The organism is Pseudomonas sp. GW460-12-10-14-TSB1 (assembly GCF_017349775.1).
Classification (GTDB): Bacteria; Pseudomonadota; Gammaproteobacteria; order Pseudomonadales; family Pseudomonadaceae; genus Aquipseudomonas; species Aquipseudomonas piscium.
In genome coordinates this window covers 1-26,477 of record NZ_JACNAC010000063.1, presented here as the reverse complement: position 1 = coordinate 26,477, position 26,477 = coordinate 1, and the positions used below count along the sequence as shown (strand labels likewise).

Sequence of the window (26,477 nt, the reverse complement as noted above, 5' to 3'; positions counted from 1 at the left end):
CGCGGCCAGACTCAAGCGTCAGTGGCTGGGCTGCGCCTCATCGACCGCTCGCCATTTTGCCGCCTCCAATAGATCGCACCCATCCCGGGTCAGCAGATAGAGCACATCGATGATGTGCGGTATGTCCTTCACATCGCCGTGGCTGAAGTTCAGACAGCACAGGGTTTCCAACAGGTTGGCAGCCGCACGCATACGTTGCTCCGCTGCTTCGTGAAGTGCCTCCGAGGAGGCGTTGGCGTTGATAAAGAAAACGCCTGGCCGGCTTATATTGGATTTGAGCGGCACATAGTGAGCGGTAGTTTTCGGGGTATTCATCCTTAAATCCTTCTTTATGAATGACCGCCCCCAATCGTGACCAAACGATAGGTGGCGGACTGTGCACAGGTTGGTCAACCGGGAAAGAAGGCACCCGGCACACCCGAAAGTGTCCCGCGCACAGCCCACCATAAAGCGTGCAGGCATAGAAAAAATGCCCGCAATACCAGGGTGGCGCATGCGCCTTCTTAATTTCGGGTGACCAAACCCGTTCGCTGAATTGGCAGCGACGGCGCGAACTATAGGTGTGATCGGATGGGCTGTGCAAGGAGCGGCTAGTTAGCCTTTGTTACCCGGTTTTGAGCGTCAGTCATTACTCATAACCGCAATCACCCCTAAACCAGCAACTCCCCCTCCACCACCGTCCGCCGGCCCCTGCCGCACAGTTGCTCCACCAGGGTCAGGGCGAAACTCAGGGCCGCCCCCGAGCCTTGCGCGGTGATGCAGTTGCCATCCACCACCACCGGCTGGTCGACGAAGTTGCAGCCCGACAGCTGATGGCTGGCGCTGGGCAGGCAGGTCATGCGCCGCTGGCGCAGCACGCCGTAACTCTGCAACGCCAGGGCCGGCGCTTCGGCGATGCCGGCGAACAGGCGCCCGGCGGCGGCCTGGTCCTTGACCAATTGCATCAGCGGTTGATGGGCCGCCAGGTGCTGCGCGCCGACGGCGCCACCGGGCAGCACGATCAGGTCGAAGTTCTGGGCCAGCACATCCACCAGCATGCCGTCGGCGGTCATCCGGGTGCCGCGGGCGCAGGTGAGCATGCGCCGCCCTTCGATACTGGCCACCAGCACTTCGACTTCAGCGCGGCGCAGCACATCGATCAGGGTCACGCTTTGCAGGTCGTCGACACCCTCGGCGAGGGGAATCAGGGCTCTAAAGGTCATGGGCTGTGTCCGCGGTGGGGTCTTTAAAGCTTAGTCAGCTTTAAAGCCCTCCGCGTTCGGAGACTGCCGTCACTTGATGTAGATCTGCGCGCTCATGCTGTTGCCCGGCGCATTCAGCGAGGTGTTGCTGAAGGTGAAGGTGCCTTCCTGCTTGCCGGCCAGGTCGAAGGTATAGATGTAGCCGACGGTGATACCGGAGTTGCCGCACGGCACCAGGCTGGAGCCTTCTTCGCAGACCGCCGCGCGCGTGCCGTTGACTTCGAAGCCGTCCAGCGCCACCCGGGGCTGGCGGCCATAGCCGATTTCCAGCACATACACCTTGATGTTCGGGCCCTGGTGATCGCAGGCGGTCTTGTCGCGCCCGTCCGACACATCCTCCAGGCCGCAGGACGATGATTCGACCTTGAGAATTTCCACCTGGCTCAAGGGCGGCGCGGAACGGGCCATGGCCGGCGCGGCTCCCAACCACAGGCTGCTGGCCACTACCGCCAAGGTCATCGCTTTTATCGTGCTGTGCATAAGTCCCCCCAAAACGTCGGCGCAGTATGCCCCAGTCGCCACTCGGGCAAAACATCGCCGACGATCGCAGCCATAGCCTTACGCTGCTGGTATGATGCGCGGCTTTTTCCGACCCGCACAAAATCCCCGGACGCTTTTTTACGGTCTGTGCTTTGCTGTCTGGGTCGATACATTCACGGCGCCCTGCGCGCCACGGGGAGCAGACATGCTGGAAAGGCTGTTTCAACTCAAGGCACACAACACCAACGTGCGGACCGAGATTCTTGCGGGCGTCACGACCTTCCTGGCCATGGCCTACATTCTCTTCGTCAACCCGAGCATCCTCGGCGAGACTGGCATGGACAAGGGTGCGGTGTTCGTCGCCACCTGCCTGGCCGCCGCCATCGGCTCGACCGTGATGGGCCTGATCGCCAACTACCCGATCGCCCTGGCTCCGGGCATGGGCCTGAACGCCTTCTTCACCTACACCGTGGTCCTGCACATGGGCCATACCTGGCAAGTGGCGCTGGGCGCGGTGTTCATTTCGGCGGTGCTGTTCTTCCTGCTGTCGATCTTCAAGATCCGCGAATGGATCATCAACAGCATCCCGCTGCCGCTGCGCTCGGCGATCGCAGCCGGTATCGGCCTGTTCCTGGCGCTGATCGCCCTGCACAACGCCGGCATCGTGGTCGGCAACCCGGCGACCATGGTCGGCCTCGGTGATCTGAAGCAACCGGCGCCGATCCTCGCGACCCTGGGCTTCGCCCTGATCGTTGCCCTGGAAGCCCTGAAGGTCCGCGGCGCGGTACTGATCGGCATCCTGTCGGTGACCATCGTCTCCATCGCCCTGGGCTTCACCCCGTTCGGCGGCGTGACCTCGATGCCGCCTTCGCTGGCCCCGACCTTCCTGCAACTGGACATCAAGGGCGCGCTGGACATCGGCCTGGTCAGCGTGATCTTCGCCTTCCTGTTCGTCGACCTGTTCGACAACTCCGGCACCCTGATCGGCGTCGCCAAGCGCGCCGGCCTGATGGGCAAGGACGGCCACATGCCGAAAATGGGTCGGGCGCTGATCGCCGACAGTACCGCGGCCATGGCCGGTTCCCTGCTGGGCACCTCGACCACCACCAGCTACATCGAATCCGCAGCCGGCGTCAGCGCCGGTGGCCGCACCGGCCTGACCGCCATCGTCGTGGCGATCCTGTTCCTCCTGGCGCTGTTCTTCTCGCCACTGGCGGCCAGCGTTCCGGCCTTCGCCACCGCGCCTGCCCTGCTGTTCGTCGCGGTGCTGATGACTTCGGGCCTGGCGGAAATAGACTGGGACGACATCACCGTTGCCGCGCCCGTGGTAGTCACCGCCCTGGCCATGCCGTTCACCTACTCCATCGCCAACGGCATCGCCTTCGGCTTCATTGCCTGGACCGCGATCAAGCTGCTGTCGGGCCGCGCCCGTGAACTGAACGCGCCGCTGGTGATCCTGTCGGTACTGTTTGTGATCAAGTTGGGTTGGTTCAACGCATGACTTTCGATTCCCAGGCTTACGCCACTCAGCTCGCCGACAAGGTCGCGCGCCTGCGTGAACTGCTGGCGCCGTTCGATGCCCCCGAGCCACAGGTCTTCGACTCGCCGCTGCAGAACTTCCGCCTGCGCGCGGAGTTCCGCCTGTGGCGCGAAGCCGGCGAGCGTCATTACGCGATGTTTTCCCAGGAAGACAAACGCACGCCGATCCTGATCGAGGAATTCCCGATCGCCAGCCAGCGCATCAATCAGCTGATGCCGCAACTCAAGGCCGCCTGGCAAGCCAGCAGCGCCTTGAGCCACAAGCTGTTCCAGGTCGAGTTCCTCACCACCCTGGCCGGCGACGCGATGATCACCCTGTGTTATCACCGCCCGCTGGACGAGCACTGGCACGCCGCGGCGAGCAAGCTGGCGACCGACCTGAACGTCAGCGTCATCGGCCGCTCCAAGGGCAAGCGCGAAGTGATCGGCCACGATTACGTGGTGGAGAAACTCGAAGTCGGCGGGCGCACCTTCAGCTACCGCCAACCGGAAGGCGCCTTCACCCAGCCCAACGGCACGGTCAACCAGAAGATGCTCAACTGGGCCTACGACGCCCTGGGCGATCGTCCGGACGACCTGCTGGAGCTGTACTGCGGCAACGGCAACTTCACCCTGCCCCTGGCCACCCGGGTGCGCAAGGTGCTGGCCACCGAGATCAGCAAGACCTCGGTCAACGCGGCCCTGAGTAACCTCAGCGAAAACGCGGTGGAGAACGTCACCCTGGTGCGTCTGTCCGCCGAAGAGCTGACCGAAGCCCTGAACGAAGTGCGTCCGTTCCGCCGCCTGCAGGGCGTTGACCTGAAGAGCTACGAGTTCGGCAGCGTGTTCGTCGACCCGCCGCGCGCCGGCATGGACCCGGACACCTGCGAGCTGACCCGGCGCTTCGACAACATCCTGTACATCTCGTGCAACCCGGAAACCCTGGCGGCCAACATCGCCCAGTTGCACGATACCCACCGCATCACCCGCTGTGCGATGTTCGACCAGTTCCCGTGGACCCACCACATGGAATCCGGGGTCTTGCTGACCCGGCGTTGAACCCGCCCCGCACCACCCGAACAGCCGTCCTCGTGACGGCTGTTTGCATTCCACGCTTCCCTGTAGCCGCTACCGCAGGCTGCGATAAGGTCCGCAGGACCTTCAGCGATTGCAAGATCGCTACGGCCGTTGGCCGATCGCAGCCTGCGGCAGCGGCTACAGGGGAGTGTCAGCTGACGGGGCGAAAGTAGCCGGCCAGCTGCTGCAAGTCCTGTTCATTGAGCAGGCCGGCGTAGAACCTGAGCTGGATCCGCGCCAGCAGGTAGGCATGCCGCGCATCGGCCAGATCGCGCCGGGCGCCGAACAGCTGCTGCTCGGCATCCAGCACGTCGAGGTTGACCCGTTCGCCGCCGCGCACGCTTTTCAGGGTGGCCTGGACCAGAGCTTCGGCCGACTCGACCGCCATCTCATAGGCCCGGACTCGCGCCGCGCCACTGGTGTTGAGGTTGAACTGTTTGCGCAGCTCGATCAGCACGTTGGCGGTCTGCGCATCCAGCTCGTATTGCGCCTGGGATAGCTGGCTGGCCGCCTGGCGGGTCGACGCCGAAACCGAGCCGCCGGCGAACAGCGGCAGGCTGACCTGGATGCCGACGCTGTTGGTGTCGTATTTCTGGTTGTAGGTGCTTTCCGAGTCCGAGCTGGTCTGGCGGCTGCTGGCGTAGAGGCTGACCTTGGGCAGATGCCCGGCGCGCTTACGCTCCACTTCATATTCCGCGGCCTGCAACGCGTGCTGCTGGGAAGCCAGTTCCGGGTTGTTAGCGATGGCCAGGTCGCGCCAGCTCTCGAAGCGGTTGGGCTGCACCGGCTGGATAGCGAATCGACGGGCCAGCGGGTCGAGTTCGTCGACCCGCAACGGCTGGCCGACTATCGCTTCCAGCTCGCGCAGGGCGCTGTCCTGCAGGTCGCGGGCCTCGATCTCCTCGGCCAGGGCCAGGCTCAACCGCGCCTGGGTTTCCAGCACGTCGGTGCGGGTGCCTTCTCCGCCCTTGAGCAAACGCTGGTTGAGTTGCAGGCGCTCAGCATAGGCGCGCCGCTGGGCCTGGCTCAGTTCAATACGCTCTTGGGCCAGCAGGGCCTGGCTGTAGGCGCCCAATAGCCGCACCGCCAGCTCCTGGCTCTTGCTGCGGAAACGCTCGTCGGCGAACAGCGCCTGGGCTGTGCCCTGGCGAAAGCGCGCATAGGCTTCGTAATCCAGCAGCGGCTGCTGCAGGGTCAGGGTCGAGGCGTAGCTGCGGTAGTCGCGATCGGTGGAAACGTCGCCCAGGGGCGTGGTCTGGGTGACCTCGGACTCGTTGCGCGAGTTGTTGTAGTTCCACGACAGGGTCGGCAACAGAGCCGCGCGGCCCAGCGCGCGGTTCTCCTCGCCGGCATCACGCTCCTGGATCGCCGCCTGGAAGGTCGGGTCGTTGCGCACCGCCAACGCGTAGGCGTTCAGCAGCCCCAGGGCGTGGGCCGCCGGGGTGCACAGGCCACAGAGGCTGGCCAGCAGCCAGGGGATAAAACGCCGGTTCATTCTTCCACCAGTGCCATGTGCGTGCGGTCCAGCAAGGGCTTGAACAGGTAATTGAGCATCGAGCGCTCGCCGGTGCGCACAAAGGCTTCCACCGGCATGCCCGGACGGATCTGCAAGCCGCGCAGCTGCTGCATGCCGTCGGCACTGACCTCGGCGCGCAAGGTGTAATAGGGCTCGTCGGTGCGCTCGTCCACCTGCCTGTCGGCCGACACCAGGGTCACCTGCCCGGCGACCCGCGGCGTGGTGCTCTGGCTGAAGGCGGAGAACATCAATTCCACCGGCAGCCCGGGGTGCACCTTGTCGATCATCTGCACTGGTACCCGCGCCTCCACCAGCAGCGGCTCGCCCTGGGGCACGATCTCCATCAGCGCCTGCCCCGGCTTGACCACCCCGCCTTCGGTGAACACCTCCAGCCCCACTACCACACCGGCCGCCGGCGCGCGCACCAGGCTGTTGGCCAGCTCGAATTCGGCCGAGGCCAGGCGGTTGCGCAGGTCTTCGCTGCGGGTGCGGGTTTCGGCCAGCTGGCTGCGCACCTCTTTCTGGAACTCCTCGGCCAGTTGGCGGATACGCAAGCGCATCTCGAGGATCTGCCGCTGCAACTGGCCGATGCGCCCGAAATCCTCGGAGATCGAGCCGTCGATCTGCGCATACAGGCGCTCGCTGTCCAGCAGCCGGTTGCGCGGGATATAGCCGTCGCGCGCGAGTTCGCGCAGCCCTTGCAGTTGTTCGTTCAAGGCGCTGCGCTGGAGCACCTTGCTCGCCTGGGAGTCGCGGGTGCCGCGCAGTTGGGCTTCGGAACCGGCGATGCTTTCGGCGATGCCCTGCTGCTCCATGGCCAGGGCCTGGGCGCGGCTGCTGAACAGCTGGCGTTGCAGGGCCATGGTGGTGGCCACCTCCGGGTCATCGGCCTGGGCCAGCAGTTCCGGGGCAAAGGCCAGGACCTGACTGCCATCGCGCTCGGCGTTCAGGCGGGCCTCGCTGGCCAGGGAGCCGAGGAACTGCGTGCGCAGCGACTGCACCTGGGTGCGCAGCGGCAGCTCCTTGAGGCGAATCAACACCTGGCCGGCGCTGACCACTTCGCCGTCGCGCACCTCGATGCGTTCGATGATGCCGCCGCTGGGGTGCTGCACCGCCTTGCGGTGCCCCGAGACCATGACCTTACCGGCCACCGCCACCCCTTTGTCCAGGGGCGCCAGCGCGGCCCAGCCGAGGAAGCCGGCAAAACCGCCGAGCACCAGCAGCCAGCCCAGGCGCGAGTATTTCTTCTCGTCCAGGGCCAGCAGGTTGCCCGGGGCGCGATTGTTGCTGTCGGCGGTCGGCAGGCGACCTATGGGTTGTGCTTGGCTCATGCTTTTTTTCCTTCGCCGGTGGCGGCCACGCCCAGGCGATAACTGACATTCATGCTGGCCGCCGGGGTGCTCGCCGGGGCCACTGGAGCCGCCTTGGGCTTGTGCATGCCTTCCAGGACCCGCGTCGTCGGCCCGAAAGCCTGCAGCTGGCCCTCGCGCAGGATCATCAGCTGGTCGGTCAGGCTCAGCACATTGGGCTTGTGGGTGATCAGCACCAGGGTGCGGCGCTGCTGCTTGAGCTGGGCAATCGCCTGCAACAGTGCCTGCTCGCCGGCCTCATCGAGGTTGGCGTTGGGTTCGTCGAGCACGATCAGCGCTGGCAGGCCATACAGCGCGCGGGCCAGGGCGATGCGCTGCTTCTGCCCCCCGGACAGTCCGGCCCCGCCCTCCCCCAGGCGGGTGTCATAGCCTTGCGGCAATTGCAGGATCAGCTGATGCACCCCGGCCATCTGCGCCGCGGCCAGGACCTGGTCGGCGTTCACCTCGCCAAAGCGCGCGATGTTCTCGGCGATGCTGCCGGCGAACAGCTGGATATCCTGGGGCAGGTAACCGATGTGCGGGCCGAGTTGCTGGCGGTCCCACTGGCTCAGTTCCGCGCCGTCGAGGCGGACCTTGCCCGCCAGCGGCGTCCAGGCCCCCACCAACAGCCGCGCCAGGGTCGACTTGCCACAACCGGAGGGGCCGATGACTCCCAGCACCTGCCCGGCCGGCAGGGTGAACCCCAGGTTGGCCAGGGCCGGCCGACGACTGCCGGGGGCGCAGGCACTCAGTTGCTCGACGCTCAACTCGCCCTTGGGCGTGGGCAGGCTCATGCGCGCCGGGCGTGGCGGATTGGCCTGCAGCATCTCTGACAACCGCCCATAGGCCAGGCGCGCCGAGCTCCACTGTTTCCACACGGCGATCAGCTGGTCGATGGGACTGAGCACCCGGCCCATCAGGATCGAACCGGCGATCATCATCCCCGGGGTGATTTCCCCCTGCACCGCCAGCAGCGCGCCGAGGCCCAGCACCAAAGACTGCAGGGCCAGGCGCACGCCCTTGGACCAGGCGCTGATCAACGCGGTCTTTTCACTGGCCAGGTTCTGCTGGGCCAGGAACGCCTGGTGCCCGCCGAACCAGCGCTCGCGCAGCGCAGCGAGCATGCCCATGGCTTCGATGGCATCGGCGTTGCGCAGGTTGGCCGTGGCCTGCTGGCTGGTGCCGATGGACAGCTGGCCGGCCTCGGCCAGCGGCGCCTGGCAGATGTGCTGGTTGATCCAGGCCAGGGCCACCAACAGCAGCGCGCCGCCCAGGGCCAGCAAGCCGAGCCAGGGATGGAACAGGAAAATCACCAGCAGGTAGACCGGAAACCACGGCGCATCGAAAAACGCGAACAGCGCATTGCCGGTGGCGAACTGGCGCAGCGCCGTCAGGTCATTCAGGGCCTGGCCGGCGGCTTGCGGGCTGCCCTTGAGCTGGGCCTCGAAGGCCGCGTCGTAGACCCGCTGGTTCAGGCGCATGTCCATCTGCGTGCCCAGGCGGATCACCACCTGGCTGCGCACCCACTCCAGGGCGCCCATCAGGCCGAACAGGCCGACGATCATCAGCGTCAGCATCAACAGGGTCATCTGGTTGCCGGACGCCAGTACCCGGTCGTACACCTGCAGCATGTACAGCGCGGGCGCCAGCATCAGCAGGTTGATCACCGCCGAGAACAGGCCGATGTTGAAGAAGCCGCTCTTATAGGCGGCCAGGGCCGCCAGCGTCTCGGAACCGGCAAGTGGGTTCGGCCTGCTCATCGAGGTGTCCTGTTGGGAGTCGAGAAATACACAGCCACCCGTTCCGTCGGAGCGGGTCGGCAAGAGGCACGCCGCATGCGTTGACAGCCATCGCGGCGCTCCCCAGAATTTGCCACCGCCGCCGCCCTGGCCTTCGAAAACTCGGGCGACGGGGGTGATTCAAGCGAACGAATGGAAGAGCGATCTTTCATTCGTTTTTTTATGCCTCAGGCGGCCATTCAGGCTGCCAGCGCCCAGTCCTGGGCCACGTCCTGCACACCCACCAGGCCGATGTCGGCCGCGGCGGCGGATGCCGGGGCGACGTGGGCGACACCGGCCGCGGCCAGGTCGTCGAACGTCGAGTTGATCGACAGGTTCGGGCTGATCGCCTTGAGCAGGGCATCGATCTCGCCGGCCAGCGCCGAGCTGTCGCCGCTCATCAGGCCATAGACCACCTTGTGCACCTCGCCGGCACGGCCTTCGTCGCGCAGGCTGTTGAGGCCCAGGTTGGTGAAACTGACTTCCTGGCTGACCAGGTTGTAGCCGCCGGCGCTCGGGCCACCGGTCAGGGTGTCGCCCAGCGAGACGGTGTTCAGGTTGCCCCACAGGGTGTGGCTCGGGCTCTCGAACAGGGTGTAGTTCAGGTTGCCTTCGGCCACGAACGCGGCGTCGCTGTTGGTGCTCTTCAGGGCGTACTCGGTACCCGAGAACGGGCCCGGGTTGAAGCCGCCGGTGTTGGTGCCATCGACCACCTGGCCCGGGCGATGGTTGACGTCGCCAAAGTAGGCCGACCAGTCATTGAGGTAGTTCGCAACGCTGACGCCGCCGTAGGTAGCGCTGTAGGAAATGGAAATGCTCATGCAAAACTCCAGTACATAGGTTGGTCACTCCGCAGCGGGCCGATGCCCGCTGCGGTTTTGCCCTTCTCTGGGCAAAAGCGGTCAGAACTGATATTCGAGGGTGCCCTGCAAGGTGCGGCCACGCCCCAGGGTGAAGGCCAGCACGTCGCCCATGGGCACCAGGTAGGCGCGGTCGGTGACGTTCTCCATCGCCAGGCGCAGGGTCAGTTCTTCGGTGGCGCGGTAGCTGCCGTACAGGTCGTAAACGGTGTAGGACTTCCAGTCCGCGGGGTAGACGCTGGTGGTGGTGCGGGTGTTGCTGCCGCCTTCCGAGTAGCCCGCGCTGTAGCGGGCGCGGGCGCCGATATCCAGCTTGCGCTCGAAGAAGCGCGCGCCCAGGGTCAAGGTGCCGCGGTCCATCGGCATGTGTTCGGCCGAGCCGAGGATCGCGCTGCAATGGCTGGCGCTGTTGGCCTGCTCGTCCGGGCGCATGCCGACCACCGGGGCGCGGCCGGCGGTGCTGTTCTTCACGGTCTGGGTCACCCCGCCCAGCCATGCGGTCTTCGAGCAAAAGTCGTTGCTGCCGATCATGTGGGTGTAGGCCAGCTGCCCGTAGGCACGCCCGGCGTCGTAGTCGAGCTGGTACTCCACGCCCTTGAAGCGGGTGTCCTGCAGGTTGTTGACGTAGGCGCTGTTGCCGATCCCGGCCATGCCGTAGCCGGGGGGCTGCATGCCCATGTTCATGAAGATGAAGTCTTCGACGCGGGTGTCGAAGTAGGCGACCTTGATCCCCAGCCGGTCATCGTCGAACCACAGGTTTTCCTTGAACACATTGACCCCGGCTTCCCAGGTGGTGGAACGCTCCGGACGCAGGAAAGGGTTCGGGTACATGCTCTCGGCGCCACCACCGTGGGGGCGACCGGTGATCAGGGTCTCGGTGATCGCCGGCGGACGCCAGCCCTTGCCGTAGCTGGTGAACAGTTGCAGCCATTCCACGCCGGGCTTGATCGACAGGCCGAAGGTCGGCGAGAGACGCCCTTCCTCGGTGTCCACGTCATAGTTGACCGGCACCGTGGTTTGCCGGGTGGTGCCGAGAATGAAGGTGCGGGTATTGATCCCGGTATCGCCGCGCAGCCGGTAACGGTCGTAGCGCAACCCGGCATTCAGGTTCAGCCAGCCGTCGTAGTCGTAGTCCAGGCGGGCGAACAGGCTGCCAAGCGCGCGGTCGCCCTTGGGCGTCATGCCTTCCGAGGCCGGGGCGTTCACCGCCGAACCGCTCGCCACCGGCTGGCTGGAGTCCGGGCGCACCTTGTCGTAGAAGAACTCCAGGCCGTAGTTGGCCTTGAGCGTCGACAGCTCACCGAGGGCGAAGGTCGAGGTGTTCTGCGCCTGGGCACCGTAGGTGTCGGTCTGGTAGGTGATCGAATAACCGGGGGTGATGCCCCGTCGCAGGGCGCTCTGGTCGTTGCGGTTGTCGACGTAGTAGAGCTTGGCCTTGAAGTCCACCAACGGGTTGTCCGGGGTGTAGCTGTAGTCGAGGGCGAAGTTCTGCGAGCGCACATCGCTGCTGCCCAGCTTCTCCCACAGCTGATCCTTCTCGGTGTTGAGCATGTTGGCGTCGTCGTAGGACACCTGGGTGGTCAGGTAGCTGAATTGCAGGCGCTGGTCCTGGGGCAGGTTCAGCCCGAGCTTGGCCAGGCGCGAGCGCATCACGGAACCGGAGTAGGCCACCGGCGAGTTCTTTACCCGGTCGTTGATCGAAGGGTCGCGCCAGCCGCCGGTGCGCAGTTCGCCGATGCTGCCGCGGGTCCCCGGGTCGTAGTCGCCCAGGTGCCGCTCGCTGGCGGCGACCAGCATGTCCCAGACTTCAGTGCCGATGGCGAAGGCCGAACTGCCGATAAAGTGCGTGCCGTTGCTGCGCCCGCCCAGGCCGCTGGTCAGACGAATGCGCCCGCCTATTTCCTCGCCCGGCTTGATCAGGTCGCGGGCTTCCAGGGTACGAAAATTGGCGATCCCGCCGATCACCCCGGCACCGCCCATGCTGGAGGTCGCGCCCTTCTCGATCACCACCTCGGAAAGCAGCTCGGGGTCGACATACAGGGTGCCGTTGCGTTGCTGGTGGCCGCTCTGCTGGTAGTTCTGGCGCATGCCGTCGACCGACATGTTGACCCGGCCGTAATCCTGGATGCCGCGGATGTTCACCGACAGACCGGGGTCCTGCTGGCTGACCGCCGAATACACGCCGCTGGTTTCTTCCAGCATGTCCGCCGCGTGCCGGGGCGGGTTGCGATCGATCTGCTCACGGCTGACGACGCTCACCGAACGCGGCGTGCTGTAGACCCAATCGCTTTTTCGCCCTTCGAGGTTGCCGGACACCGTAGTGGTGGCCAGGGCCAAAGCGCCCTGGTGCTCGGCCGCGACGCGGTTCAGGGTGACCTGGCTGTCGCCGGTGAAGCGGTATTCCACTGGCGCATTGCCCAGCAGCCGCGCCAGGCCTTCCTGGACGCTGTAGCTGCCCTTGAGCGGCGAGCTGTGCAGGCCCTTGAGGCGCTGGCTGTCGAACAGCACTTGCAGCCCGGCCTGTTCGGCGAAGGCCAGCACGGCGCTGTCCAGGGCTTGCGCAGGAATGTCGAACATCAGGCGGCTTGGCTGCTCGGCGCCGGCAACCGCGGCACTCGGCGCCGCGTGCGCCAGGCCGGCATCGAGCAGCAGCCCCGCAGCGCCCAGGTGAATGGCCAGGGCCAAGCGGCTTGCGGCGTGAACTCCAGTGCGACTGCTTACCCTCATACTCGTATTCCTGCGCTGGCTGTTTTATTGATGCGAATGCATCTCAGTTAGCTAGACGTGCCAGGCAGGAAAACTCAGTAAGGTTTTTTCCAATTATTTTTCACGGGGAGGAAACAGGCGGCGCCAGGCCTCAGTAAATCAGGCTGACGCCGGCCAGATCGAAGTGCCGCACCTGCAGTTCCCGGGTCAGGGTGGCCAGGGCGGTGTCGAGCATGTCCAGGCGGAATACGCCGCTGACCTGGCGCTGGGCCAGGGCCTCGTTGCCCAGCACTACCCGGCCGGGGCGATAACGATTGAGCTGTTCGATCACCAGCGCCAGCGGCTGGCGATCGAACACCAGCACGCCACGACGCCAGCCGGTAGCCCGTTGCAGGTCGACAGCCTCCAGGGCGACCACCCCCGACAGCGGGTTGTAGCGCGCGCTCTGCCCTTCCTGCAGCACCCGTTCGGAAGCGCCCTGTTGCGCCGGCGTATCCAGGCTCACGGCAACACTGTGTTGCAGCACGCCGACCCAGGCCTGCCGGTCGCTCTCACGCCCCACCACGAAGCGCGTGCCCAGGGCGCGGGTCTGCCCGCCGGCACTCTCGACCACAAAAGGGCGGCTCTCCTCGCCGTCCATGGGCGCCACGTCGAACACCGCGGAGCCGGCAAGCAAGTGCACCTGGCGCTGGGTCTGGTTGAAATCGAGGCGAATGGCGCTGGACGAATCCAGCTCCACGGTACTGCCGTCGGCCAGCTGCAGGGTGCGCACTTCGCCTTTGCCGGTGAGGTAGTCGGCCTGCATGTGCAGCAAGGCTTGCGGCCCTTGCCACCCGCCGAGCGCGACGGCCAGCACCAGCACCGCGGCGCTGGCCGCCCGCGGCAGGAAACGCCGACGGCGCGGCCGGGGAAGGGTCGTGGCCCTGGCGACGGGCGCCCGACGCGCTTGCGCCAGTTGCGGCTCCAGGCGCAGCTCGCCCAGCGCGTCCCAGGTCTGCCGGGCAAACGCCAGCGCCTGGGCATGGCGCGGGTCCCGCGCCTGCCATTGCTCCAGCTCGGCCTGCTCGGCGGCGCTCAGTCCACCGGCGTGCAAACGCACCGCCCAGTCGGCGGCGGCCTCAGTGATACTGCGCTCTTGCGGACCCTGGCTATTCACGTGTGAATCTCGATTTCTCGTTATATATAAGCAGTGACGACTGACCCCGGTTTTTACCGTAACTCACTCGTCGGCCGCCCGACCGCCGGTAGCCAGGCGCTGCATCACATGGGCCAGGGCCCTGGACAGGTGTTTCTGCACCGAGCTGTCGGAAATCTCCAGATGCCTGGCCACTTCGGCGTGGGTCATGCCTTCGATCCGGTTCAAGCGGAAAATCTCCTGAGTGCGCGGCGGCAACTCCAGAATGGCCTGCTTCAATGCCTTGCGCTGTTGCTGCGCCATCGCCTGAGCCTCCAGACCGGCCTGCTCATCCTCGATCTCGGCCAGGGCCTCATGAGGCACGGTGTCGGTCTTGCGCCGCGCTTCCTGACGGACATGGTCGATCAGCAAATTGTTCGCCGTTCGGTAGAGATAACCCTGGGAATTGTCGATGCGCTCGCCGCGCGTCTGTTCGGCCAGCCGCAGGAAACTCTCCTGCACCAGATCAGCGGCCAACTGCGGGTCCCGTACCTTGCGCGCCAGATACCCACGTAAGGTAGCGGCATGCTTGAGAAACAGCCCCTTGAGATCCACGTCCGACAAACCGACTCCCTGGAACTTGAAGGAAATTGGCCGGCATCTTACGGCTTACTAAGAATTGTTTTCAATTGATATGAATACGCATCTTCTGCCGAGAAGGTGAAAGAACTTCTCCACTCATCCGGGTAGTGTTCGATTATCGAACCACTATTTCGGGGTCGTCCCCCGGCTTATTGACCAAATTAACTAGTTAGTACAATTTATCTGCAGCCGCTGGCCGCTCAAGCCGCGCCCACAATAACAACGGAGAATTCCCCTCATGCGCCCTATCGTTCTGGTGCTCAACGGCCCGAACCTGAACCTGCTCGGCACCCGCGAACCCGCCACTTACGGTCACGAGACCCTGGCCGACATTTCCGCCCAATGCGGGCGTGCCGCCGAGGAGTTCGACCTGACCGTGGAGTTTCGCCAGACCAACCACGAAGGCGAACTGCTGGACTGGATTCACGCTGCCCGTGGCCGTTGCGCCGGGATCCTGATCAACCCGGCGGCCTGGACCCACACCTCGGTGGCGATCCGCGACGCCCTGGTGGCCAGCGAACTGCCGGTGATCGAAGTGCACCTGTCGAACGTCCACGCCCGCGAACCCTTCCGCCATCACTCCTTTGTCTCGGGCATCGCCCTGGCGGTCATGTGCGGCTTCGGCAGCCATGGCTATCGCCTGGCACTGGCGCATTTCAGCCAGCGCTTTCAAGGAGCCCAGGCATGACCCAGCAGAACACAGTACTGGCCGGATTGATCGGCGCCGGCATCCAGGCCTCGCGCACCCCGGCGCTGCATGAGCACGAAGGAGACGCCCAGGGCCTGCGCTACCTGTATCGGCTGGTCGACCTGGACCAGCTGCAACTCGACAGCAGCGCCCTGCTCGACCTGCTGCTGGCCGCCGAGCGCATGAACTTCACCGGGTTGAACATCACCTTTCCCTGCAAGCAGAGCATCATCCCGTTGCTCGATGAGCTGTCGCCCGAGGCCCGCGGCATCGGCGCGGTGAACACCGTGGTGCTCAAGGACGGCAAGCGCGTCGGCCACAACACCGACTGCCTGGGTTTTGCCGAAGGTTTCCGCCGCGGCTTGCAGGGCGTGGCCCTGGAGCTTGTGGTGCAGATGGGCGCCGGCGGCGCCGGTGCGGCGGTGGCCCATGCGCTGCTCAGCGAAGGCGTGCAGCAGCTGAGCATCTTCGATGTGGAAAGCGCCCGCGCCCAGAGCCTGGCGGACAACCTCAACCAGCATTTCGGCCCCGGCCGGGCCAAGGCCGGCGTCGACCTGCCCACCACCCTGGCCGCCGCCGACGGCCTGGTGAACACCACGCCGATGGGAATGGCCAAGCTGCCGGGCATGCCGGTGCCGATCGAGCTGCTGCGCCCTGAGCTGTGGGTCGCGGAGATCGTCTACTTCCCCCTGGAAACCGAGTTGCTGCGCAATGCCCGCGCCCTGGGTTGCCGCACCCTGGACGGCGGCAACATGGCGGTGTTTCAGGCGGTGAAGGCGTTCGAGCTGTTCAGCGGCATAACGCCGGATGCCCAGCGCATGCTCGCGCATTTCCAGAGCATGAATGGCTGACAGTGCATGACCGGGTCGGTGCGGGGCCGTGATCAGCCCCGCTCTCGACAGGTGCCCGCCATACGGTGAGGCGTCCCATTGCAATACCCTCTTGCGACTACGCGCGTTCCTGACGACCGGCTGGCCGCAGCCGGCCGTGCATCACGCCGTGCGCCAGCAACCCCGCCAGCAATCCCCAGAATGCGCCGCCCAAACCGAACAAGGTGATATTGGCAGCGGTCGCCAGGAAGGTGATCAAGGCGGTTTCCCGGCCATTGGGCTCGACCAGCGCGGTGGCGAGGCTGCCGCCGATCGCACCCAGCAGGGCCAAACCCGCCAGGGTGGTGATAAAGGTCGCCGGCAGGACCACGAACAGCGCCGCCAGGGTGCTGCCGAAAATCCCCACCAGCAGATAGAACACCCCACAAGCGAGCCCGGCCAGATAACGCTTCGCGGGCTCCTCATGCGCCTCCTTGCCCGTACAGATCGCGGCAGTAATCGCGGCGACGTTGAATGCATGGGAACCGAACGGCGCCATCAACAAGGAGCCCAGCCCTGTCGCCGTAAGAATCGGATTGGCACTGGTCTTGAATCCGTCGTTGCGCAGCACCAGCATGCCGGGCATGTACTGGCCGGTCAGGGTGATCAGGAACAACGGCAGGGCCACGCTCAACAGCGCATTCAGCGAGAACACCGGCAAGGTCAGCACCGGCAGGGCCGGCTTGAGTTCGAGGCCGGCGAAACTGACTTGCCCCAACCCGAGCAACAGCACGATGCCGATCAGCAATACCCCGACAATCGCATAACGCGCGGTAAAGCGGCGTAGCAGCACATAGCTGAGCAGCAGCGCGCCCACCAGCAAAGGATCCACCCCCGCCCCGTCGAAAGCGCCAATCCCGAAGCGCAGCAAAATGCCCGCCAGCAGGCCCGCCGCGATTCCCGGCGGGATCAGCTTCACCACCCGCTCGAAATAGCCCGACATCCCCAGCACGACGAAGCCGACAGCCGACAGCATGAAGGCGCCGATCATTTCCGGGTAAGGCGTGCTCGGCAGTACCGCGATCAGGAAGGCCGCGCCCGGGGTCGACCAGGCGGTAATGATCGGCTCGCGGTAGCGATAGCTCAGCCAGGCGCCGGTCAGGCCGACGCCGATAGAGATCGACCAGATCCACGAAGCGGTTTGCTCGGGGCTCAGCCCCGCCGCCTTGGCCCCCTGGAAAACCAGAATGAAGGTTCCTCCGTAATTGACGATGACCGAAATCAGCGCGGCAACGCTCGGATGCAGCAGGTCAGCGATTCTGATGCTGGCGGTTTTCATCGGTGGGCCCCTCTGGATGTGTTGGCGAGGCGAGGGAGTATCCGAAGATAATGGTCTGTATAAAATATCCACTTTCCATCAATATCCCAGACCACTTTTCCAGCTTGTCGCGCAGTCCGACAATCCACAGGCCCTCGATGAAAACCCGTAAAACCGCCTATCCCATCTGGAACCGTCTGCAACTGGCCAAGGACGGCCACTTGTCCTTGCGCGAGCAATTGCTGCTGTTCCTGCGCAAAGGCATCGCCGATGGCAGCGTCAAGGCCGGCATCCGCCTGCCGGCCTCACGTGTGCTGGCGGCCCAGCTGGGGCTATCACGCATGACCGTGACCGAGGCCTATGGGCAGTTGATCGCCGAGGGGTTCCTGGAGGCCCGGACAGGTTCGGGCACCTATGTCATGGCCCGCATCGCCGAACCAACAGTCTCGTCGCCCGCCCGGACAGAGGCCACCATCGGCTCCACCCGGGCCCGGGCGTTGACGGGGAACGACTCGATGTCCATGGCCTCCGCCGCCTGGCCGCTGACTCCTGGCCTGCCGGCGCTGGACGCCTTTCCCTATGCCCTGTGGGGGCGCCTGGAAGGTCGGTTCTGGCGACGCCGGCCACTTCCCGACCTGTCCTACGGCGACCCACAGGGTTTCCTGCCATTACGCGAAGCCTTGGCGGCTTACCTGGGCGCGGCACGCGGGGTGGTCTGCCAGGCCAGTCACATCGTGATTACCCCCGGTGCCCAAGCGGCGGTGTCGATTGCGACACTGGCGCTCACCGACCAGGGAGATCGCGTCTGGGTCGAGAACCCCGGCTACGATGCGGCCTACCGCAGCGTGTTGCTGGCTGGCGTGCAGGCGGTGGGCGTTCCCGTGGATAAAGAAGGGCTGGATGTGCAGGCCGGCCGCCGGCTCGCGCCGCACGCCAGGCTCGCGCTGGTATCGCCTTCGCACCAGTATCCCCTGGGGGTCGGCATGAGCCTGGCGCGACGCCTGGCCTTGCTGCAATGGGCCCACGATGCCGATGCCTTCATCCTCGAAGACGATTACGACAGCGAGTTTCGTTACGGCGGCGCGCCAACACCGGCGCTCAAGGCCCTGGACGGTCATCAGGGGCGGGTGATTTATGTGGGGACCTTGAGCAAGCTGCTGGCGCCGGGTCTGCGCCTGGGGTTCCTGGTCGCCCCCGAGGCGGTGGTGGACGTATTGTGCAAAGTGCGCAATGGCAGCGGCCACCGCGTACCTTTGTCACTCCAGGCGACGGCGGCGGAGTTCATCGGCAATGGCCACCTCGGTAGCCATATCCGTCGTAGCCAGGCGGTTTATGCGCAACGTCGCGCAGCCTTGCTGGCGGCCATTCACAATGCCGGCAGCGAGCGCATGAGGGTAGCCAGCAGCGCTACCGGATTGCATCTGCTCGCCGAACTGCCCGATGGCCTCGACGACCAGGCTATCGCTGCCGCCGCCCATGCCCGAAAAATCGGCGTCGCGCCGCTGTCAGGCTTTTTCGTTGGAGCCCAGGGCCGGCCACGTCCTGGCTTGTTGATGGGCTTTGGCAATACCCGGGCGGAGTCGATGCAGGATGCGGTTGAAACCCTGTGCCGCCTGATCGATCGGCAGCAGGGTTCAACCCTTTAGGCAATCAGGCCTGCAAGTAACGCAGCACCGACTCGCAGATCATCTCGCGGTGGCGCTGCTTGATCGCCTCGTCGGGCAGGTCGATCTGGAAGATCTCGCCGAAGGTGTGGCGGTTGGACACGCGGTAGAAACAGAACGAGCTGATCAGCAAGTGCACATCCAGCGGGTCCAGGCCGGCGCGGAACACGCCCTCGTCGACCCCGCGCTGCAGGATCTCGCCCAGGGCATGGAGGATGGTGTTGTTCATCGCCTTGATCGCCTCGGAGCGCTTCACGTACTCGGCGTTATGGATGTTCTCGATGCTAACGATGCGCACGAAATCGACGTTGCGGTCGTGGTGATCGAAGGTGAACTCCACCAGCCGGCGAATCGCATCGCGCGGCGCCAGCTCCGCCAGGTGCAGGCGGCTCTCGGTGCTGCGGATATCGCCGTAGAGCTTCTCCAGCACCTCGACGTACAGCTGTTCCTTGCTGCCGAAGTAGTAATAGATCATGCGCTTGGAGGTGTGGATGCGCTCGGCGATGGCATCCACCCGAGCGCCGGACAGACCCTGCTGCACGAACTCCACAATGGCTTCTTGAAGAATGTTCTCGCGGGTCTTTTCCGGGTTGTTCTTGCGACTCTTGCGCGGCTCGTTCACGGACTGCTCGGGCACTACGGAGAGTTCTGTGGTCATTATCATTCTGGGGCTCACGGCCATCGCTGCACACGCGGGCGATTATGGGCCGCGTCGCGCAGCGAAGGAAAGCAGGACGGCGGCCCTTTGCCGCCGCCGTTACGAAACTCCTACAACTTGGCGTGCCGCACCGCGCCACTGCGGGATTTGGCCATGGCTGCCAGACGCACCGCGACGTTTGCCGCGCCATACCCGACATAGCCATTCTTGCGCTGGATGATCTCGAAGAAGAAGCGCCCCTCGAACGGTTCGGTGTAGACGTGGAACAGTTCGCCGCCCTGGGCGTCACGGTCGTAGAGCACGTTGTAGTAGGCCAGCTCGCTGAGGAACTCCTCGTCGAAATCGAAGCGCGCCGCCAGGTCGTCGTAGTAGTTCAGCGGGATGTCCAGCAGCGGTACGCCCGCCTCCTTGGCCCGGCTGACTTCGGCAAAGATGTCGTCGCAGTCGAAGGCGATGTGATGCACGCCCGAGCCGCCATAACTGGACAGCGCATGGGAGATCGCGGTCTTGCGGTTCTCGGAAATGTTCAGCGGCAACCGAATGGTGCTGCACCGGCTGCGCAGCGCCCGGCTCTTCACCAGCCCGTAGGGGTCGGGCAGCACCACTTCGTCGTCGGCGGTGAAATCCAGCAGGCTCTTGTAGAACAGCACCCAACTGTCGAGGTTGTCGGCCGGCAGCGCCATGGCCATGTGGTCGATGCGCTTGAGGCCGCCCTTGGCCACCACCCCGGGAAGCATATTGAAATCGGTGTCGTACAGGTGCTGCCCGCCCTGCTCCTGATCCACCAGGTAGATCAGGCTGCCATCCAGCTCGCGCACGGCGGCCAGTTCCAGTTCGTTGGGGCCCACCAGCCCGCGGTACGGCTGGCCCTTGTAGGCCACCGCGCGCTCCAGCGCCTTGGCGCTGTCCTTGACCCGGATCGCCGTGGCGCACACCGAGGGGCCGTGGGCTTCGAAGAAGCTGTGGGCAAAGGAGTAAGGCTCGGAGTTGAGGATCAGGTTGATATCGCCCTGGCGCATCAGGCTGACGCTCTTCGAGCGGTGCTGGCCGGCCTTGGCAAACCCCAGACGCTCCAGCCAGCCGCCGAGCTTGGCGCCCAGCGCTTCGTCCACGGCGAACTCGAGAAACTCGGTACCGCCATATTCACTGGCCGGCGGCGGCGCGAACAGCGTATCGATATTGGCCACGGGCGTGGCTTCCTGCGCCAGGCGCTGGCGGGTCTTCTCTTCGAGGTACAGCAGCGAACGCAGGCCGTCCGCGGCGTTGGCCCGGGGTGGCGCGGCGCGGAAACCGTCGTTGAAGATCTCCAGGGACAAAGGCCCGGTGTAGCCGCTCTTGATGATCGGCGCGAGGAACCCCGGCAGGTCGAAATCGCCCTGCCCCGGGAAGCAGCGAAAATGCCGGCTCCACTCCAGCACGTCCATGGCCAGGATCGGCGCGTCGGCCATCTGCACGAAGAAGATCTTGTCCCCGGGAATCTCGGCGATCGCCGCCGGGTCGCCCTTGAGCGACAGGGTGTGGAAGCTGTCGAGCAGCACGCCGAGGCTTGGATGGTCGGCCTCGCGGACGATGTCCCAGACCTGTTGATAAGTATTGACGTGCCGGCCCCAGGCCAGGGCTTCGTAGCCGATCCGCAGGCCACGGCTGCCGGCGCGCTCGGCCAGCAGGCGCAGGTCGTCCACCAGGATCTGCCGGTCACCGACACTGTCGGCCGCGGCATTGCTGCATACCAGCACCAGGTCGGTGCCCAGTTCCTGCATCAGGTCGAACTTGCGTTCAGCGCGTTCCAGGTTGCGTTGCAGGCGGTCGCGGCGGCAGCCTTCGAAGTCGCGAAAGGGTTGGAACAGGGTGATGGCGATGCCCAGGTCCGCGCACATCTGGCGGATTTCCCGGGGGCTGCCGTCGTAGTAGAGCAGGTCGTTCTCGAAAATCTCCACGCCGTCGAAACCGGCGGCGGCAATGGCTTCGAGTTTTTCCGGCAGGGTACCGCTCAAGGAGACGGTGGCAATGGAACGCTGCATGTTTCAACTCCCGGTAATGACTACAGATCGGGCGCCGTGCCTGTGGCCGCTGCCGCAGGTACAGGTTTGTTATTGGATGGAGCGGATTATTGAGCCGGGCATTGCAGACAGCAATTTAAAGTGTACGAACCAGTTAGTTTTTCGTGCGATTATCGAACAAAATGGCCGTTGGCGAATTGACGATTTTTCGTCCACTGCGCACCATCGACAGCACATTGAGCCGGCACCGAACCGCCGGCTTCAATCGCCAAAGACCCAGAACACACCATAAAAATTTCAAAAATCGGGTACACCCTCATGCTTGCACTCAACGCCACATCTCTCTGCCTGGTCCTCCGGCGCTCACCCGGCCACGCCTCCAACAGCCGCCTTCAGACGGACGCACTACGGCCCCTGGGCTGAACCGTGCTTGCACGCTGACCCGACCGCTTTCAATCGCCGCGCCCGATGCGTGTCGACCAAAGCACTCAGCCGATCGATCATTGCGTTCACCCGCGGCCTGTCCGCCCAGCCGACGATCGATCACGCGCCCTTGAGTCCCGACGAGTTGTCCCTCGTCAGTCATTGAACGGATGGCACACATGATTCCTTCTCAAAGCTCTCGCATGGCCCCGAGCCTCGGCACCGCCTCCGGCGGCATCGGCGACAAGATCCGCGGCGCCATGGCGGTCGGCAAGACCCGCTGGGGCATGCTCGCCCTGGTGTTCTTCGCCACCACCCTGAACTACATCGACCGCGCCGCACTGGGTGTGATGCAGCCGATCCTGGCCAAGGAACTGAGCTGGACGGCGATGGACTACGCCAACATCAACTTCTGGTTCCAGGTCGGCTACGCCGTCGGCTTCATCCTGCAAGGACGGCTGATCGACCGGATCGGCGTCAAGCGCGTGTTCTTCTTCGCGGTGCTGCTGTGGAGCCTGGCCACCGGCGCTCATGGCCTGGCCACCTCGGCCGCGGGCTTCATGGTCTGCCGCTTCATCCTCGGGCTGACCGAGGCCGCCAACTACCCGGCCTGCGTGAAGACCACGCGCCTGTGGTTCCCGGCCGGTGAACGCGCGGTGGCCACCGGTATCTTCAACGCCGGGACCAACGTCGGCGCCATGCTCACGCCAATGCTGCTGCCGTTGATCCTGCACGCCTGGGGCTGGCAAGCAGCGTTCCTCTGCATGGCCGCGCTGGGCGCTGTCTGGCTGCTGTTCTGGGGCCTGAAGTACTTCAACCCGGAAGATCACCCGAGCGTCAAACAGTCCGAGCTCGAGTACATCCAGAAAGAAGTCGAACCGGAACAGACCCGCGTGCCCTTCTCGCGCATCCTGCGCATGCGCGGCACCTGGGCCTTCGCCCTGGCCTACTCGATCACCGCGCCGGTGTTCTGGTTCTACCTGTACTGGCTGCCACCGTTCCTCAACCAGCAGTACAACCTGGGCATCAACGTGACCCAGATGGGTATCCCGCTGATCATCATCTACCTGACCGCCGACTTCGGCAGCGTCGGCGGCGGCATCCTCTCGTCGTTCCTGATCGGCCGCGGCGTCAACCCGATCAAGGCGCGCCTGATGTCCATGCTGCTGTTCGCCTGCTGCATCGTCAGCGTGGTCATGGCCGCCGGCGCCAGCAACCTGTGGATCGCGGTGCTCGCCATCTCCCTGGCCATCGGCGCGCACCAGGCCTGGACCGCCAACATCTGGAGCCTGGTGATGGACTACACGCCCAAGCACATGATGAGCACGGTGTTCGGTTTCGGCGGCATGTGCGCGGCCATCGGCGGCATGTTCATGACCCAGTTGGTGGGCCACATCCTGACCGTCACCAACAACAACTACACCGTGCTGTTCACCCTGATCCCGGCGATGTACTTCATCGCCCTGACCTGGATGTACTTCATGGCTCCGCGCAAGATTCCGAAAGTAGAAGACTGACGCTTTCCTCTCGCAGGCCCGGTTCCGGGCCTGCTTTTTTTCGCCCGCCCTCTTGCCAGCCAATACCCGGCTGGCGCCCCCTTGATGAATTCCGCTCAGCGCCGGCGCTGTTGCCAGGCAGCCGCCAGGCCGCTGAGGCAGATCACCGCGATGCCCAGTTGGGTGATCGGCTGCGGCGTATGGCTGAACGACAGCCAGCCCAGCAGCCCGGCGAAGACGATCTGGCAATAGCCGAACGGCGCCAGCAGGGCCGGCGCCGCGAGGCGAAATGCTTGGGTCAGAAATAGGTGGGCGGTCATGCCGCAGGCCCCCAGCGCCAGCATCATCAGGCCATGGATAAAGCTCGGCACCTGCCAGAAGAAGGGTACCAGCGCACTCATCACCAGGGTGTTGCACAGCCCGGCGAAGAAGTTGCTGGTGGTCGGGCTGTCGTGCTCGGCGAGCTTGCGGGTCAGCAGTTGGTAAAAGCAGAAAAACAGCGCCGAGCAGAAAGGCAGCAGCACCGCCGGGGTGAACAGGTCGCCGCCCGGGTGAACAATGATCAGCACCCCGATAAAGCCGCAGATCACCGCCAGCCACTGGCCCTTCGTGACCCGCTCGCCCAGCAGCGGCACCGACAGCGCGGTGACCAGCACCGGCGCCAGGAAGTTGACCGCGGTGGCTTCGGCCAGGGGGATAAACAGCAGCGCCGAGGTGAACAGCAAGCTGGTGCTGAGCAGGCACAAGGCCCGTGCCAGCTGCAGCAGCGGCCGCTTGGTGCGCAGCACCCGCAGGCCCGATTGCGGTAGGAAGATCCCGGCCATCAGCAGGGTATGAATCAGGTAGCGGGCCCAGACCACCATCACGATCGGATAGAACCCCGAGAGGTACTTCGACAGGGCGTCGTGACTGGAAAACAAAAAGGTCGCCACCACGACCAGCAGGATGCCCTTGAAGGGCTGGTTGACGCCGGAAAGGGGTGTGCTGAGGGTCATCCGCAGGATCTCTCAAGATAGGGTTTGTTTGTAGAAACAGCTTCGCGGGCAAGAACTGGGCGTCCCCCCTGCTCCTACAGAAGCAGCGTTCATCTGTAGGAGTGAGGTTTGCCCGCGATAGGGCCATACGGGCTACCCACTAGATCCGGGCCAACAACGCCCGGGTCTTGTCCAGGGCCATCTGCGCCCGCTCCAGGGCGCCGACGCCCTGCTCGAGCAATTTCACTGCGGGGATCTCCAGGCTCAACGGCAGGTTGGCCGGCAGACAATGCAAGAGCCCCACCAGGTCGCAATCGCCATCCCCGGGGAAACGCCGTTCGTTGCGGGCCTGGCGCAGGATCTCCTGCATGTCGTCCGGTCGCGGGCCGGCCACGTCGCACAGCTGGGCATAACGCAGCCGTGACGGCGCGACCTTTGCCAGATCCTCCAGGCGCGAGGCCGAGCGATCGAAGTGGAACGCGTCCACCAGCACCGCGGCGTTGTCGCGACCGGCGTTCTCCACCACCCGCACCGCCTGCTCCAGGTTGCGCGCATCGGTCCAGGGCATGAACTCCAGGTGCGGGTGCAAGCCGTAGATCGACGCCAGGTCGCAAAGTTCGGCGAAGCGTTCGGTCATGCGCCCCTCATCGGGGTCGTTGCCGGCCACCAGCAGCTCGCTGGCGCCGAACTCCGCGCCGACCGCCAGCACCGCCTCGAAATCCGCCACCCGGGTTTGTGGCTTGAGCCGCAGGATCTCCACATCCAGCACACCGACGCCGGTGTCGCGCAGGCGGCTCAGGGTCTGCCGGCGCAGCTCGGCATCGGCCACCAGGGCAAAGTGATGCTCCTCCGGTGTCGCCGGTACCAGGCGCAAGCCGACGTGGCTATAACCGGCACGGGCCGCCACCTCGACCATCTGCGGCGGCGAAATTTCCAGCACCGTGAGGCTGGCCAGGGAAAGAATACGTTGGCTCATGCTCATCCCTCGATCAGCGCCGGGGCACAGGCGCGACCGGTGGCGGCCGCTTCGCGGATCGCCTCGATCAGCGCCAGGGTCCGCGCCGCATCGGCCACGCTGACCAGCGGCTCGGCCTCGCGCCGCGCCACTTTGACGAAATGCTGCAATTGCAGGCGCAGGGCTTCGGCGGCGGTGAAAGGTTCCTCGACCGCCAGCAACGGCTGATGCCAGCCGGCACCGGCCTCGGCGTACTGCCAGCGCTTGAGTTGCGGAATGCTCAGGGCGCCATTGGTGCCGGCCAGCAAATAGCACGGCTGGTCGGCCTGGCGCGGGTACACCGGGTTCTCGCCGGAATCCAGCTCCCAGCTCCAGGGCGCCGCCACCGCGTCGGAACCGGTCAGGCTGCCCAGGGCGCCGTTGGTGAATTGCAGCAGGACGGCAGCGCAATCCTCGTTGGCGAAACCGCGCACTGCGTTGCTGGTGACGGCCTGCACCTGACGCACCTCACCACACAGGTGACGCAGCAGGTCGAGGTCGTGAATCAGGTTGGTCAGCAGCATCCCGGCCCCGGGCTCGCGGCGCCAGGGAATCTCGAAATAGCTGTCGGGTTTCTGCAATTGCCAGAGCGCGGTGACCGTGGTCAGCCGGCCCAATGCCCCGCCCTGCACCAACTCATGGGCGCGGACGATCAGCGGGTTGTGCCGGCGGTGATGACCCACCAGCACTGGGACACCGCTGTTTTTCACGGCAGCGACCAGTTCACGCACTTCATCCAGGTGCACGCCGACCGGTTTTTCCAGCAGCACCGGCACCCCGGCCGCCAGGCAATCCAGGGCGGTGCTGACATGCAGGTTGTTCGGATTGGCGACTATCACCGCGTCGGGGCGGGCCTGTTCGAGCATCTGTCGATAGTCGGAGTAATAGGGTACCTCCCACTGCGTGGCGATGCCGGCGGCTTGCGGGCCGGGATCGGCCACGGCGCAGAGCCTGGCTTCGGTCAGGGTCTTGAGGTGCTGGTAATGCTGCTGTCCCATGTTGCCGGCGCCGATCAGGGCAATGCGCAAAGGCGAGTCCAAGGCGGGATCCTCTTGTGATTGTTATCGGAACGCGAGATTTCAAATATTTAGAACTCGGTTCCACTTTCACACAAGAGCAAAACAAAATAGTGTCCGATCAGCGAACAGCTTTAAGGATGACTTGAATGTGTA

General features: G+C 64.9%; 22 protein-coding genes. 6 read left to right on the top strand and 16 right to left on the bottom strand.

Annotation, left to right across the window (positions count from 1 at the left end):
* Positions 1-18 precede the first annotated feature (18 nt).
* The 3 genes from J4D52_RS26380 to J4D52_RS26370 form a co-directional block, all read right to left on the bottom strand.
* The gene (locus tag J4D52_RS26380; RefSeq protein WP_102678170.1) at positions 19-315 is read right to left on the bottom strand and encodes a hypothetical protein; all 297 of its coding nucleotides are present in this window, start codon (positions 313-315) and stop codon (positions 19-21) included.
* A gap of 335 nt (positions 316-650) precedes the next feature.
* Positions 651-1,202 carry a DJ-1 family glyoxalase III gene (locus J4D52_RS26375; RefSeq protein WP_102678171.1) on the bottom strand — a complete coding sequence of 184 codons (552 nt, stop codon included), beginning with the start codon at positions 1,200-1,202 and terminating at the stop codon, positions 651-653.
* A gap of 69 nt (positions 1,203-1,271) precedes the next feature.
* The gene (locus tag J4D52_RS26370; RefSeq protein ID WP_025807589.1) at positions 1,272-1,721 is read right to left on the bottom strand and encodes a DUF4879 domain-containing protein; all 450 of its coding nucleotides are present in this window, start codon (positions 1,719-1,721) and stop codon (positions 1,272-1,274) included.
* A 205-nt stretch (positions 1,722-1,926) separates the two neighbouring features.
* Between J4D52_RS26370 and J4D52_RS26365 the strand changes: the two genes are divergently transcribed.
* Both J4D52_RS26365 and trmA read left to right on the top strand, forming a co-directional pair.
* Positions 1,927-3,222, top strand: a complete 1,296-nt coding sequence (locus J4D52_RS26365; RefSeq protein ID WP_009050980.1) for an NCS2 family permease — start codon at positions 1,927-1,929, stop codon at positions 3,220-3,222.
* Complete coding sequence (trmA, locus tag J4D52_RS26360) at positions 3,219-4,298, top strand: tRNA (uridine(54)-C5)-methyltransferase TrmA (protein ID WP_102678172.1); 1,080 nt, start codon at positions 3,219-3,221, stop codon at positions 4,296-4,298. Before J4D52_RS26365 ends, trmA begins: the two co-directional genes overlap by 4 nt.
* A gap of 169 nt (positions 4,299-4,467) precedes the next feature.
* On the opposite strand, the gene J4D52_RS26355 is transcribed toward trmA, so the two are convergent.
* From J4D52_RS26355 to J4D52_RS26325, 7 genes are all read right to left on the bottom strand, one after another.
* Entirely contained in the window at positions 4,468-5,811 is a 1,344-nt protein-coding gene (locus tag J4D52_RS26355) for a TolC family outer membrane protein (protein WP_102678173.1), read from the bottom strand.
* Positions 5,808-7,163: an HlyD family type I secretion periplasmic adaptor subunit gene (locus tag J4D52_RS26350; RefSeq protein WP_232018486.1), complete on the bottom strand. Its 1,356-nt coding sequence runs from the start codon at positions 7,161-7,163 to the stop codon at positions 5,808-5,810. The genes J4D52_RS26355 and J4D52_RS26350 overlap by 4 nt, the downstream gene beginning before the upstream one ends.
* A complete protein-coding gene (locus tag J4D52_RS26345) occupies positions 7,160-8,941 on the bottom strand; it encodes a type I secretion system permease/ATPase (RefSeq protein ID WP_207272174.1) in 1,782 nt (593 codons plus the stop codon). The genes J4D52_RS26350 and J4D52_RS26345 overlap by 4 nt, the downstream gene beginning before the upstream one ends.
* 218 nt (positions 8,942-9,159) lie before the next feature.
* Positions 9,160-9,780, bottom strand: a complete 621-nt coding sequence (locus J4D52_RS26340) for a heme acquisition protein HasA (RefSeq protein ID WP_097305187.1) — start codon at positions 9,778-9,780, stop codon at positions 9,160-9,162.
* 81 nt (positions 9,781-9,861) lie between these two features.
* Complete coding sequence (locus tag J4D52_RS26335) at positions 9,862-12,546, bottom strand: TonB-dependent receptor (protein ID WP_102676655.1); 2,685 nt, start codon at positions 12,544-12,546, stop codon at positions 9,862-9,864.
* Between the two features lie 130 nt (positions 12,547-12,676).
* Positions 12,677-13,681, bottom strand: coding sequence for a FecR family protein (locus tag J4D52_RS26330; protein ID WP_102676656.1), 1,005 nt, complete (start codon positions 13,679-13,681; stop codon positions 12,677-12,679).
* Between the two features lie 63 nt (positions 13,682-13,744).
* A complete protein-coding gene (locus tag J4D52_RS26325) occupies positions 13,745-14,263 on the bottom strand; it encodes an RNA polymerase sigma factor (RefSeq protein ID WP_007928868.1) in 519 nt (172 codons plus the stop codon).
* 256 nt (positions 14,264-14,519) lie between these two features.
* Here J4D52_RS26325 and aroQ point away from each other — a divergent pair, with 256 nt between their 5' ends.
* Positions 14,520-14,969, top strand: coding sequence for a type II 3-dehydroquinate dehydratase (gene aroQ, locus J4D52_RS26320; protein ID WP_102676657.1), 450 nt, complete (start codon positions 14,520-14,522; stop codon positions 14,967-14,969).
* A complete protein-coding gene (locus J4D52_RS26315) occupies positions 14,966-15,820 on the top strand; it encodes a shikimate dehydrogenase (RefSeq protein WP_102676658.1) in 855 nt (284 codons plus the stop codon). Before aroQ ends, J4D52_RS26315 begins: the two co-directional genes overlap by 4 nt.
* Before the next feature lie 97 nt (positions 15,821-15,917).
* Here J4D52_RS26315 and J4D52_RS26310 read toward each other — a convergent pair whose 3' ends face one another.
* A complete protein-coding gene (locus tag J4D52_RS26310) occupies positions 15,918-17,117 on the bottom strand; it encodes a benzoate/H(+) symporter BenE family transporter (RefSeq protein ID WP_102676659.1) in 1,200 nt (399 codons plus the stop codon).
* A 137-nt stretch (positions 17,118-17,254) separates the two neighbouring features.
* Here J4D52_RS26310 and J4D52_RS26305 point away from each other — a divergent pair, with 137 nt between their 5' ends.
* A complete protein-coding gene (locus J4D52_RS26305) occupies positions 17,255-18,742 on the top strand; it encodes a PLP-dependent aminotransferase family protein (protein ID WP_102676660.1) in 1,488 nt (495 codons plus the stop codon).
* Between the two features lie 4 nt (positions 18,743-18,746).
* Here the strand turns inward: J4D52_RS26305 and J4D52_RS26300 are convergent, their stop codons facing one another.
* Both J4D52_RS26300 and quiC read right to left on the bottom strand, forming a co-directional pair.
* The gene (locus J4D52_RS26300) at positions 18,747-19,424 is read right to left on the bottom strand and encodes a TetR/AcrR family transcriptional regulator (protein ID WP_102676661.1); all 678 of its coding nucleotides are present in this window, start codon (positions 19,422-19,424) and stop codon (positions 18,747-18,749) included.
* Positions 19,425-19,528: 104 nt separating this feature from the next.
* Positions 19,529-21,439 carry a 3-dehydroshikimate dehydratase QuiC gene (gene quiC / locus J4D52_RS26295; RefSeq protein ID WP_102676662.1) on the bottom strand — a complete coding sequence of 637 codons (1,911 nt, stop codon included), beginning with the start codon at positions 21,437-21,439 and terminating at the stop codon, positions 19,529-19,531.
* A 581-nt stretch (positions 21,440-22,020) separates the two neighbouring features.
* Here quiC and J4D52_RS26290 point away from each other — a divergent pair.
* Positions 22,021-23,358: an MFS transporter gene (locus J4D52_RS26290; RefSeq protein WP_025807613.1), complete on the top strand. Its 1,338-nt coding sequence runs from the start codon at positions 22,021-22,023 to the stop codon at positions 23,356-23,358.
* 95 nt (positions 23,359-23,453) lie between these two features.
* Here the strand turns inward: J4D52_RS26290 and J4D52_RS26285 are convergent, their stop codons facing one another.
* From J4D52_RS26285 to J4D52_RS26275, 3 genes are all read right to left on the bottom strand, one after another.
* On the bottom strand, positions 23,454-24,332 hold the full coding sequence (locus J4D52_RS26285; RefSeq protein ID WP_102676663.1) for a DMT family transporter: 879 nt from the start codon (positions 24,330-24,332) through the stop codon (positions 23,454-23,456).
* Positions 24,333-24,471: 139 nt separating this feature from the next.
* Positions 24,472-25,287 (bottom strand): sugar phosphate isomerase/epimerase, encoded by an 816-nt coding sequence (locus J4D52_RS26280; RefSeq protein WP_102676664.1) that lies wholly within the window; start codon positions 25,285-25,287, stop codon positions 24,472-24,474.
* A 2-nt stretch (positions 25,288-25,289) separates the two neighbouring features.
* The gene (locus J4D52_RS26275; RefSeq protein WP_102676665.1) at positions 25,290-26,345 is read right to left on the bottom strand and encodes a Gfo/Idh/MocA family protein; all 1,056 of its coding nucleotides are present in this window, start codon (positions 26,343-26,345) and stop codon (positions 25,290-25,292) included.
* Between the last annotated feature and the right edge of the window lie 132 nt (positions 26,346-26,477).

Coding starts and splice junctions, on each gene's coding strand:
- J4D52_RS26380 (WP_102678170.1), bottom strand. CDS start 315: ATGAATACCCCGAAAACTACCGCTCACTATGTGCCGCTCAAATCCAAT.
- J4D52_RS26375 (WP_102678171.1), bottom strand. CDS start 1,202: ATGACCTTTAGAGCCCTGATTCCCCTCGCCGAGGGTGTCGACGACCTG.
- J4D52_RS26370 (WP_025807589.1), bottom strand. CDS start 1,721: ATGCACAGCACGATAAAAGCGATGACCTTGGCGGTAGTGGCCAGCAGC.
- J4D52_RS26365 (WP_009050980.1), top strand. CDS start 1,927: ATGCTGGAAAGGCTGTTTCAACTCAAGGCACACAACACCAACGTGCGG.
- trmA (WP_102678172.1), top strand. CDS start 3,219: ATGACTTTCGATTCCCAGGCTTACGCCACTCAGCTCGCCGACAAGGTC.
- J4D52_RS26355 (WP_102678173.1), bottom strand. CDS start 5,811: ATGAACCGGCGTTTTATCCCCTGGCTGCTGGCCAGCCTCTGTGGCCTG.
- J4D52_RS26350 (WP_232018486.1), bottom strand. CDS start 7,163: ATGAGCCAAGCACAACCCATAGGTCGCCTGCCGACCGCCGACAGCAAC.
- J4D52_RS26345 (WP_207272174.1), bottom strand. CDS start 8,941: ATGAGCAGGCCGAACCCACTTGCCGGTTCCGAGACGCTGGCGGCCCTG.
- J4D52_RS26340 (WP_097305187.1), bottom strand. CDS start 9,780: ATGAGCATTTCCATTTCCTACAGCGCTACCTACGGCGGCGTCAGCGTT.
- J4D52_RS26335 (WP_102676655.1), bottom strand. CDS start 12,546: ATGAGGGTAAGCAGTCGCACTGGAGTTCACGCCGCAAGCCGCTTGGCC.
- aroQ (WP_102676657.1), top strand. CDS start 14,520: ATGCGCCCTATCGTTCTGGTGCTCAACGGCCCGAACCTGAACCTGCTC.
- J4D52_RS26315 (WP_102676658.1), top strand. CDS start 14,966: ATGACCCAGCAGAACACAGTACTGGCCGGATTGATCGGCGCCGGCATC.
- J4D52_RS26310 (WP_102676659.1), bottom strand. CDS start 17,117: ATGAAAACCGCCAGCATCAGAATCGCTGACCTGCTGCATCCGAGCGTT.
- J4D52_RS26305 (WP_102676660.1), top strand. CDS start 17,255: ATGAAAACCCGTAAAACCGCCTATCCCATCTGGAACCGTCTGCAACTG.
- J4D52_RS26300 (WP_102676661.1), bottom strand. CDS start 19,424: ATGATAATGACCACAGAACTCTCCGTAGTGCCCGAGCAGTCCGTGAAC.
- quiC (WP_102676662.1), bottom strand. CDS start 21,439: ATGCAGCGTTCCATTGCCACCGTCTCCTTGAGCGGTACCCTGCCGGAA.
- J4D52_RS26290 (WP_025807613.1), top strand. CDS start 22,021: ATGATTCCTTCTCAAAGCTCTCGCATGGCCCCGAGCCTCGGCACCGCC.
- J4D52_RS26285 (WP_102676663.1), bottom strand. CDS start 24,332: ATGACCCTCAGCACACCCCTTTCCGGCGTCAACCAGCCCTTCAAGGGC.
- J4D52_RS26280 (WP_102676664.1), bottom strand. CDS start 25,287: ATGAGCCAACGTATTCTTTCCCTGGCCAGCCTCACGGTGCTGGAAATT.